General features: G+C 75.9%; 6 protein-coding genes and 1 pseudogene. 6 read left to right on the forward strand and 1 reads right to left on the reverse strand.

Going from position 1 to position 5,199, the window contains the following annotated elements:
• Window positions 1-172 (forward strand): annotated as a pseudogene (locus tag VR44_RS47925) (YihY/virulence factor BrkB family protein); the annotation flags it as partial.
• 40 nt (window positions 173-212) lie between these two features.
• Window positions 213-962 (forward strand): helix-turn-helix transcriptional regulator, encoded by a 750-nt coding sequence (locus VR44_RS35730; RefSeq protein ID WP_045951814.1) that lies wholly within the window; start codon window positions 213-215, stop codon window positions 960-962.
• On the opposite strand, the gene VR44_RS35735 is transcribed toward VR44_RS35730, so the two are convergent.
• On the reverse strand, window positions 890-1,294 hold the full coding sequence (locus VR44_RS35735; protein WP_045951815.1) for a VOC family protein: 405 nt from the start codon (window positions 1,292-1,294) through the stop codon (window positions 890-892). The two genes, VR44_RS35730 and VR44_RS35735, sit on opposite strands and share 73 nt — an antisense overlap.
• Window positions 1,295-1,490: 196 nt before the next feature.
• Here VR44_RS35735 and VR44_RS35740 point away from each other — a divergent pair, with 196 nt between their 5' ends.
• From VR44_RS35740 to rsgA, 4 genes are all read left to right on the forward strand, one after another.
• A complete protein-coding gene (locus VR44_RS35740; protein ID WP_045951816.1) occupies window positions 1,491-1,955 on the forward strand; it encodes a hypothetical protein in 465 nt (154 codons plus the stop codon).
• Between the two features lie 56 nt (window positions 1,956-2,011).
• Window positions 2,012-3,100, forward strand: coding sequence for a sensor histidine kinase (locus VR44_RS35745; RefSeq protein ID WP_157880512.1), 1,089 nt, complete (start codon window positions 2,012-2,014; stop codon window positions 3,098-3,100).
• The gene (locus VR44_RS35750; RefSeq protein ID WP_045951817.1) at window positions 3,097-3,777 is read left to right on the forward strand and encodes a response regulator; all 681 of its coding nucleotides are present in this window, start codon (window positions 3,097-3,099) and stop codon (window positions 3,775-3,777) included. Before VR44_RS35745 ends, VR44_RS35750 begins: the two co-directional genes overlap by 4 nt.
• A gap of 278 nt (window positions 3,778-4,055) precedes the next feature.
• Complete coding sequence (gene rsgA / locus VR44_RS35755) at window positions 4,056-5,165, forward strand: ribosome small subunit-dependent GTPase A (RefSeq protein WP_045951818.1); 1,110 nt, start codon at window positions 4,056-4,058, stop codon at window positions 5,163-5,165.
• Window positions 5,166-5,199 lie beyond the last annotated feature (34 nt).

Here is a 5,199-nt window from a genome sequence, read left to right on the forward strand (position 1 = left end):
GGTCCGGGAGGCCGAGGCCGCCCAGCTCGTCGCCCGGGCCGCCGCCTGGCGGGCCCTGGCCGAAGGGGAGTCCGAGGACGACGAGGACGCCGGGATGCCCTCGGAGTTCCCCGAGCGCTGGTCGAACTTCCTGCCCCCGGACGACTACACCTCCCGCCTGCGCAAACACTGACCGCCCGGCCCGGCCCGCGGGCACGGCCTAGGCTGGCGGCATGTACGAGGAAGCCCCCTCCCGGACCGTCCCCGGAGCCGTGGTCTGGCGGGCCCGGGGGCAGGGCGGGGCCGTGCTGCCCGACGGGTGCATGGACCTGCTGTGGACCGGCGGCCGGCTGCTGGTGGCCGGCCCCGACACCGGCCCCCACCCCGCCGGAGAGGTCCCCGGCCGCTCCTTCACCGGGCTCCGCCTCGCCCCCGGAGCAGCGCCCGCACTGCTCGGGGTACCGGCGTGGGAACTGCGCGACCGGCGGGTCGAGCTGGCCGCCCTCTGGCCCGGCCCCGAGGTACGCCGGCTGACCGAGCGGACCGCCGGGTACGAGGACCCCCGCGCCGGTCTCGAAGCGCTGGCCCGGGCCCGGTTCGCAGCCGTGGGCCCGCCCGATCCGCTCCCCGCCGAGGTCACGGCCCGGCTGCGGGCCGGACAGCCCGTCTCCGCCATCGCGGCGGCCGTCGGCCTCGGCGAGCGCCAGTTGCGCCGCCGCTGCCTCGACGCCTTCGGGTACGGCCCCCGCACCCTGGGCCGCGTACTGCGCCTCCAGCGGGCACTGGCCCTGACCCGCCGCGGCCTCCCGCAGGCCGAGGTGGCGTACGCCGCCGGCTACGCCGACCAGGCGCACCTGGCCCGCGAGGTGCGGGCCCTGGCCGGGACCACCCTCGGGGCGTGGGCGGCGGCTCAGGCCCCGTCGGCGACCAGCGGGGCGAACAGCGAGACCTGGCAGCCGTCGGGATCCAGGACCACCGCGTAACGCTGCCCCCAGAAGGCGTCCCAGGGCTTCAGGTGCCCGCCGTGGCCGGCCTCCGTCAGCTCCGCGTACAGCGCGTCCACCTCTGCGGGGGAGTCGCACAGGAACGCGAGCTCGCGGCGCGGCCCGCCCGAGGGCGGGGTCCAGGACGGGTCGAAGGAACGGACGACGGCCTCCGTGTCCCAGGCGATCCGCAGGCCGCCGGGCAGGACCGCCTCCACATGGGGCTGCCCGTCGGCGTCGGCCGGGACGTCCAGGCCGAGACGGCGGTAGAAGGCGAGCGAGGCGGCCATGTCGGAGACGACCAGGCCGATCATGTCGAGTCGTGGAGTCATGGACGCAGGCTAGGCCCGGCCGGGGCGGCCGGTCTTGAAGGAAACGGACACGGCGGTGCGGCCGCGGGCCGCCGAGGAAACGGACACCGCGCGGCAGCGGCGGCCGCTCTCCACCCGTGGGTGGAGGAGCGACCTCCACCCGGGATCCACCCCGGCGCCGATCACAGGGACGCGGCCCGTTCCTAGCGTGAAGGGCATGGATATCGCACGTGTTCTCGTCATCGCACTGGTCGTCGCCTTCGTCCTCGTACGCAGGTTCGGCGGACGGCCCGTCAAGGACCAGGACCGGCTCTGGGTGCTGCCCGCCGTCCTCGCCGCCGTCGGCGCGGCCCAGGGCGGACTCGTAGCCCCCGCCCACCCGGTGCTCAGCGTGGTCCTGCTGGCCGCCGGGATCGCGGCGGCCTTCGGCACCGGCCACCTCATCGGCCGCGCCATGACCCTGTGGCGCGAGCCCGACGGCACGCTCTGGGCCAAGGGCAACCGGACCGTCCTCGCCCTCTTCGGGCTCTCCCTCGCGACCCGCGTGGCCCTCGCCCTCCTCGGCGCGGCCGTGGGCGTCCCCGTCCGGAACGGGGCCCTGCTGGTGACCCTCGCGAGCTGGATCCTGGCCCAGGGCCTGGCCCTGACCGCCCGCTCCCGCCGGATCCCGGCCGCCGTGTGAAGACCGCTCCGATGCGCTGCGGGCTGCCGTGGCCGGGCTGGCTACAGTGGGCAGGGATGTCGCCCCGCACCCTGCCCATGCCCACGGACACCCACGTCAGGATCGCCGTCCAGGTGGCGCTGCTCGTCTGGTTCGTGCACGGCCTGCTCACACCCCCGCCGGGCGCCGCCGCCCTCGCGTGCGGGCTGGCCGGGCTCGCCCTGACCCTCCTTGGCGTCACCCTCCTCGACGGCCGCCCCCGCGCCGGGGCGTGGACCCTCGCCGCCGCCCTCGCCGCCGCCTGCGCGACCGGCCTGCTGGCGCCCGCCACCCCCTGGGTGGTCCTCGTCTTCGCCGTGTGCGGCTTCGCCGCCGCCCGCCTCGGGGCGGTCGCCTCCACCCTCCTCCTCGTCGCGGCGGCGGCCGCGGCGGCCGCCGTCACCCTGGTGCGCGGGCGCGACACCGTCGAACTGTGGAACGTCGTCGGCCTCTGCGGGATGTTCGCGTACGTCCGGGCCGGCCGGTCCCGGCGCGCCGCCGCCGAGTCCGAGCGGCAGCGCGCCCTGCTGGCCGAGCGGGCCCACGTGGCCCGGGAGGTCCACGACATCCTCGCGCATTCGCTCTCCGCCCAGCTCATCCACCTGGAGGGCGCCCGGCTCACCCTGGAGGCCGGCCGCTACGAGGAGGCGGGGGTCCTGGTCGAGCGGGCCCGCACCCTCGCCAAGGGCGGACTGGAGGAGACCCGCCGGGCCGTGGCCGTGCTGCGCGGCGACGCCCCCGCCCCGCGCGAGGCCCTCACCGCCCTCGCCGAGGAGTACCGCCGTACGACGGGCGCCGCGTGCACCCTCACCGTCTCCGATGGGCCGCTCCCGCTGCCGCCCGAGGCCGCCCTCGCCGTGGTCCGCACCGCGCAGGAGGCCCTGACCAACGCCCGCAAGCACGCCGTCGGGGCCGACGTGGAGATCACCCTCTCCTGCGCGGGCGGCCGCTACGAGCTGTGCGTCACCGACTCCGGCGGTACCGGACCCGCCCCGCACGCCGCCACCGGCGGCGGATACGGCCTGGTCGGGATGGCCGAACGGGCCGAACTCAGCGGAGCCGCCCTCGACGCCGGACCGTACGGTCCCGGCTTCCGCGTCCACCTGGAAGGACCCCTCGCACCGTGACCGAGACCGGCGCCCCGATCCGCGTGGTCGTGGCCGACGACCAGACCGTCGTACGGGAGGGGCTCGTCCTGCTGCTGGGACTGCTGCCCGGCACCGAGGTGGTCGCCGCGGCGGCCGACGGCGCCGAGGCCGTCCGGCTCGTCGCCGAACACGCCCCCGACGTGGTCCTGATGGACCTGCGCATGCCCCGCACGGACGGGGTGGAGGCCACCCGGCTGATCACCCGGGACCACCCCGGCACCGGGGTCGTCGTCCTCACCACCTACAGCGACGACACCTCCGTAATGGACGCCCTCAGGGCCGGCGCCCGCGGCTACCTCACCAAGGACGCCGACGCGCAGGAGATCGCCCGCGCCCTGGCCGCCGTACGCGAGGGCGCCACCAGCCTGGGCCGGGCGGCCCAGGAACGCCTCGTCGCGGCGGCCGTCGCCGGCGCCGAACCCCCGGCCCGCCCCCAGGACGCGGCGCTGCCCGACGGCCTGACGGCGCGTGAGGGCGAGGTGCTCGCCCTGATCGCCGGGGGCCACTCGAACTCCGAGATCGCCCGGCGGCTCACCATCGGCGAATCCACCGTCAAGACGCACATCAACAACCTCTTTGCCAAGACCGGGGTCCGCGACCGCGCCCAGGCCGTGCGCTACGCCTACCGCCACGGGCTCGCGACCCCGTCCGGATGACGGGACCGACGGCGGAATTTATTCGGTGGTGCGGCCCGCGGGGGCCGGGTTATGGTTCCGGAGACGGAAGCGCCGGGCCAACCGCCTTCCGGGAGAGCCGCGTCGGCTCGTCGAGGAGCCAGCAGGAGGTGAGGACGTTGATGACTGTCACGGTGACGGGTACCGCCCGCGTTCAGGAGTTCGTCTTCGTTTCCGCCCCCGTGGTCTCCGGCTGACCTCACACCTCTCCGCGCGCCGCCGTGCGCGCACTGCCGGGGCCACCCTGTGAAGGGTTCCCCTTGACTTCCTCTTCCGCTTCCTCCCTTTCCGCACGCCCGCACGCCCTCGCCGCCTACGGCTGGGACGAGTACTGGGCCGCCGAGTTCGCCCCGTACGCCGCCGAGGGACTCCTCCCCGGCCGGGTCGTCCGCGTCGACCGCGGGCAGTGCGACGTCATGACCGAGGACGGCGTGATCCGCGCCGATACCGCGTTCGTGACCCCCCACGACCCGCTCCGGGTCATCTGCACGGGCGACTGGGCCGCCGTCGAGGCGGCCGGCAACCCGCGCTACGTGAAGGCGTACCTGCCGCGCCGCACCGCCTTCGTACGGTCCACCTCCTCGCAGCGGTCCGAGGGGCAGATCCTCGCCGCCAACGTCGACCACGCGGTCATCGCGGTCTCCCTGGCCGGCGAGCCCGACCTCGGCCGGATCGAACGCTTCCTCGCCCTGGCGTGGGAGTCGGGCGCCCAGCCGCTGGTCGTCCTGACCAAGGCCGACCTGGTCCCGGACCCGGACACCCTCGCCTACCTCGTCCGGGACGTGGAGACCACCGCGCCCGGCGTCCAGGTCCTCGCCGTCTCCTCCCACACCGGGGAGGGCACGGACGTCCTCGCGGCGATCGTGTCCGGCGGGACGAGCGTGCTCCTCGGGACCTCCGGCGCGGGCAAGTCCACGCTGGCGAACGCGCTGCTCGGCGAGGACGTCATGGACGTCCAGGCGACCCGCGAGGTCGACGGCAAGGGCCGCCACACCACCACCACCCGCAACCTGCTCGCCCTCCCGGGCGGGGGCGTCCTGATCGACACCCCGGGGCTGCGGGGCGTCGGGCTCTTCGACGCGGAGGCCGGGGTCGGGCAGGTGTTCTCGGAGATCGAGGACCACGCCGCCGACTGCCGCTTCCACGACTGCGCGCACGAGTCCGAACCGGGCTGCGCGGTCCTGGCGGCGGTGGCCGACGGCAGCCTCCCGGAGCGGCGCCTGGAGAGCTACCGCAAGCTGCTGCGCGAGAACCAGCGCATCGTGGCGAAGACGGACGCCCGCCTGAGGGCGGAGCTCCACCGCGACTGGCGCCTCAAGGCGGCGCAGGGCCGCGCCAACTACGCCGCGAAGCGGGGCGGTAGGGCCTGACCCCGCCCGGCCTCCTGGGGGCTACGCCCCCCGA

Source organism: Streptomyces katrae, from assembly GCF_000966975.1.
In the GTDB taxonomy this organism is placed as follows: Bacteria; Actinomycetota; Actinomycetes; order Streptomycetales; family Streptomycetaceae; genus Streptomyces; species Streptomyces katrae.

Coding starts and splice junctions, on each gene's coding strand:
- VR44_RS35740 (WP_045951816.1), top strand. CDS start 1,491: ATGGATATCGCACGTGTTCTCGTCATCGCACTGGTCGTCGCCTTCGTC.
- VR44_RS35735 (WP_045951815.1), bottom strand. CDS start 1,294: ATGACTCCACGACTCGACATGATCGGCCTGGTCGTCTCCGACATGGCC.
- VR44_RS35745 (WP_157880512.1), top strand. CDS start 2,012: ATGTCGCCCCGCACCCTGCCCATGCCCACGGACACCCACGTCAGGATC.
- VR44_RS35730 (WP_045951814.1), top strand. CDS start 213: ATGTACGAGGAAGCCCCCTCCCGGACCGTCCCCGGAGCCGTGGTCTGG.